Source organism: Herbaspirillum lusitanum P6-12 (genome assembly GCF_000256565.1).
Taxonomy (GTDB): Bacteria; Pseudomonadota; Gammaproteobacteria; order Burkholderiales; family Burkholderiaceae_D; genus Herbaspirillum; species Herbaspirillum lusitanum.
Genome location: NZ_AJHH01000296.1, coordinates 1 through 3,782 on the forward strand (window position 1 = coordinate 1; position 3,782 = coordinate 3,782).

Here is a 3,782-nt window from a genome sequence, read left to right on the forward strand (position 1 = left end):
CCGGACGGGCGAAGTCCAGTTTGATTTCCTCGATGATGCGCCCCGGCCGCGGGCTCATGACCAGGATGCGGTCGGCCAGAAACAGCGCTTCGTCGATGTCGTGGGTGATGAACAAAATAGTGGTTTCGATGCGCCCCCAGACTTCCAGCAACAGCTCTTGCATCTTGAGCCGCGTCTGCGCGTCGAGCGCGCCGAACGGTTCGTCCATCAGCATCACGCGCGGATGGTTGATCAGCACGCGGGCAATTTCCACGCGCTGCTGCATGCCGCCGGACAAGTGCGCCGGATAGCTGTGTTCGAAGTCTTCCAGTCCGACCAGTTTCAGCAGGTCGCGTGCGCGCTGATGACGCTCACCGCGCGCCACGCCTTTCATCTTCAGGCCGAAGGCGACGTTGTCGAGCACGCGCTTCCATGGGAAAAGAGTGTGATGCTGGAACACCAGCCCGCGATCCGGATGCGGACCGTCGACAGCCGCGCCGTCCACGCGCACGCTGCCAGCCGGACGGGCCCAGCACGCAGACGAATTCGCCGGGAGCGATGGCGATGGACACATCCTGCAATGCTTCAAAGCGGTGCTTGCCTTCGCCCAGTTCGATATTCAGGCGGTCGATGTCGACCTTGCCGAATTTTTCCGTTGTCGTCATGTGTCTACCTTTGCAACAGATACCAGGGCATCAGCAGGCCGCCCAGTTTCTTGATCAGGGCGCTGCTACCCATGCCCATGACGCCGATGAAGAGCATGCCGACGATGATGTCCGCGTAGTTCTGGATCGTATACGAGGCCCAGGTGTAGTAGCCGATGCCGAACTGGCCCGCGATCATTTCCGCCGTGACCAGGCAGAACCACGCCGTGCCCATGCCGATCGACAGGCCGGTGACGATGCTGGGCGCCGCCGCCGGCAGGATGACTTCGGTGAAGATGGCGCGTCGGCCGCTGCCGAGGCTGCGCGCCGAAGCGATCAGGCGCGCATCGACGCCTTCGACGCCGTGGATGGTGTTGAGCAGGATGGGAAACAGCGCACCGATGAAGGTGATGTAGATCATCGAGATTTCCGACGAGGGAAACATCAGGATAGCCAGCGGTATCCACGCCACCGCCGGGATCGGTCGCAGCAGTTCGAGCGGCGGCAGCAGCACGTCGGCCAGCCAGCGCAGCCGGCCGATCAGCATGCCCAGCACGATCCCCGCCAGTGCGGCGACGACGAAGCCGGCGAACACCCGGTACAGGCTGGCGCTCAGATGCGACAGCAGCCTGGGCGATTGCGCCAGCGCCCAGGCGGCCTGCAACACTTCTTTCGGCGAAGGCACGTTCTGGAACGTGATCAGTCCCAGGTTGAGATGTACGGTGGAGGCCCATTGCCACAGCAACAGGCAGACCGCGACAGAGGCCAGGCGCAACCCGTGGTGCAGCCAGTTGTGCAGCCACTTTTGCAGAACGGCGTCCAGCGAAGGCCGCACGGACAGCGTTGGCGATACCGCATTGTCCTGCGGCACGCCATCCGCTGTCGGACTATAGGAAGAACTCAAGGCCATGATCTGACTCCGTCGCAGAGGGATTAAACCGAACCGGCTTTGGCGGCGCTGAAGTCCAGCACCTTGCCGTTGTTCTTCTTCGCCCACGCTTCGGCGGAGCTCTTCAGCAGGAAGGCGCTGACGTCGTTCTTGCCTTGTACGAACCACGCATCGGCAGCCAACAGCTTCAGGCCGCTGTCACGATCGTGCGCATAGACGGTGCGGATCTTCTTGCCCGACTTTTCCAGCTTGCGCGCTTCCGACAGAGCGGTTTCCAGCGTGGCGTAATGACGCACCAGCGGTTCGCCCTGGACCCAGATCTGGCCGACGCGTTTCGGATCGGTGATGGCTTTGCCGGTCAGGCTGTCCTTGGCGGTCAGCGGCGATTTCGCATAATTTTTCAGATGCGCTTCGTAGTCGAGGCCGGATTGCTTGAACGCCGTGCGCAGGTACTCGTCGACGATGAAGGTGTTGGCGTCGAGATCGGTCTCGGTGCGCTTCATGGCTTTCAGCGTGTCGATCGAGGTCTTGACGGCCTGGCGGTATTCCGGCTTCCAGGTAAAGTCGCGTGTCTGCAGGCCGAGCGGGCCGTGGAACAGGTAATTGACCTCGGCTTCGATGCCGGTGACTTTTTCGATCAGCTCGCTGTACTTCTCAGGCTCGGCGGTGAACAGGCGATCCGCTTCGATGGCGGCGCGCAGGTAGGCGATCACGATCTCGGGATATTTCTTTGCATAGTCGGAATCGACCAGGCTGCCGTGCAGCGTCGGCGTGTTGGCTTGCGAACCGTCGAAGATCTTGCGTGCGTAGCCGCGATGTGGGAACAGTTCGGCGAACGGCACGAAGTCGGCGTGCGCATCGATCTTGTTGCTCTGCAGTGCGGAGCCGGCCACTTCAGGCGCCTGAGTGATGATGTTCACGTCCTTTTCGGGATCCCAGCCCTGGTCCTTGACGGCGCGCAGCAGCATGCCGTGCGCGGTGGAGGCGAACGGCACCGAGATCGTCTTGCCCTTCAGTTCGGCCAGCGATTGCACGGTCGATGCCTTCGGCACCACGATGCCGTTGCCGCTGCCGGTCGTGCTGCCGGACAGCACGGTGATGAACAGGCTGCGTTTGCCGGCCTTCTGGAACGCCGCGCCGTTGAAGGAGCCGGGGAAGTCCGCCATCGACCCAAGGTCGAGCTTGCCGGCCACCATTTCATTGGTCAGCGGTGCGCCCGAGGTGAAGTTTTTCCACTGGATGTCGTATTGCGCATCCTTGTATCTGCCGTCGTGCGGCAGGTATTTCTCCAGCAGTTTCAACTCGCGGATCAGCAGGCCGCCGGTGGCGCAGTTGATGGTCGTGTCCTGCGTGCCGATGGCGATGCGGATGGTTTCCGCCTGGACCGCGCCAGTCATGGAAGCGGCCGCCAAGGCGAATGAAATGCCGAACAGGCTCATGTAGATGTTGTGACGCAATTGCATTGTTATATCCCCTGATGAAAGATCTGCATGGACGACTGTCGCAAGGTGGCCAATGCGTCAGCGCAACAGATACGGTATGTCTACATGGACTGCCCCGGTCGGGCAGTCCTTCTCACAGGGCATGCAATACCAGCACTCGTCGAACTTCATGAAGGCCTTGCCTTTGGTGAGGTCGATGGCGAGCACATCGAGCGGGCAGACGTCGACGCAGACGGTGCAGCCTTTTTCGGCGATGCATTTGTCTTCGTCGATGGTGACGGGGACGTTGGTGATGTTGAAGGCGGTTGGCATTGATGGGTCCTCACTCGTTTCAGGTATCAGGCTGCTGCAGGCTCGGCTGTAGCAGGTGCGTCCTTCTTGATGCGCAGATGCTGGTAGGCGTCTTTTTCCTTGTCGTCGAGCGCGACGATGTACGGCTCGATGGGGCGCTTGAAGCAGATCATCTGGTCCTGCTGCTTCTGCAGTTGCACGTGCACCAGCCATTCGGCGTCGTTGCGTTCCGGATAGTCGACCCGGTTGTGGTACAGGCCCCAGCGGCTCTCGGTGCGGTACAGCGAAGCGCGTGCGGCCATTTCGGCGCAGTCGCGGATGGCGTGGACTTCCAGCGCGCGCATCAGCTCGTGCGGATTGCGCGCCTGCAGGCGGTCGAGGTCTTCGCGGATGGACTCGAAGCGTGACAGGCCGATCTCCATCTTGCGCGTGACCTTGGGCGGTTGCAGGTAGTCGTTGACCATGCGGCGCAGCTTGTATTCCACCTGGTTGGGCGGCAGGCCGTCGGTGCGTTGCAGCGGCGCCCAGACGCGCGTT

General features: G+C 61.8%; 3 protein-coding genes and 2 pseudogenes. All 5 read right to left on the minus strand.

Annotation, left to right across the window (positions count from 1 at the left end; genetic code table 11):
- A pseudogene (locus HLUSI_RS27825) lies at nucleotides 1–644 on the minus strand (ABC transporter ATP-binding protein); the annotation flags it as partial.
- A 4-nt stretch (nucleotides 645–648) separates the two neighbouring features.
- Nucleotides 649–1,533 carry an ABC transporter permease gene (locus tag HLUSI_RS0109350; RefSeq protein ID WP_238533956.1) on the minus strand — a complete coding sequence of 295 codons (885 nt, stop codon included), beginning with the start codon at nucleotides 1,531–1,533 and terminating at the stop codon, nucleotides 649–651.
- Between the two features lie 23 nt (nucleotides 1,534–1,556).
- A complete protein-coding gene (locus HLUSI_RS0109355; RefSeq protein ID WP_016833719.1) occupies nucleotides 1,557–2,975 on the minus strand; it encodes an ABC transporter substrate-binding protein in 1,419 nt (472 codons plus the stop codon).
- Nucleotides 2,976–3,032: 57 nt separating this feature from the next.
- Nucleotides 3,033–3,266, minus strand: coding sequence for a 4Fe-4S dicluster domain-containing protein (locus tag HLUSI_RS0109360; RefSeq protein WP_016833720.1), 234 nt, complete (start codon nucleotides 3,264–3,266; stop codon nucleotides 3,033–3,035).
- A 26-nt stretch (nucleotides 3,267–3,292) separates the two neighbouring features.
- Nucleotides 3,293–3,782: pseudogene (locus HLUSI_RS27830) on the minus strand (fumarate reductase/succinate dehydrogenase flavoprotein subunit); the annotation flags it as partial.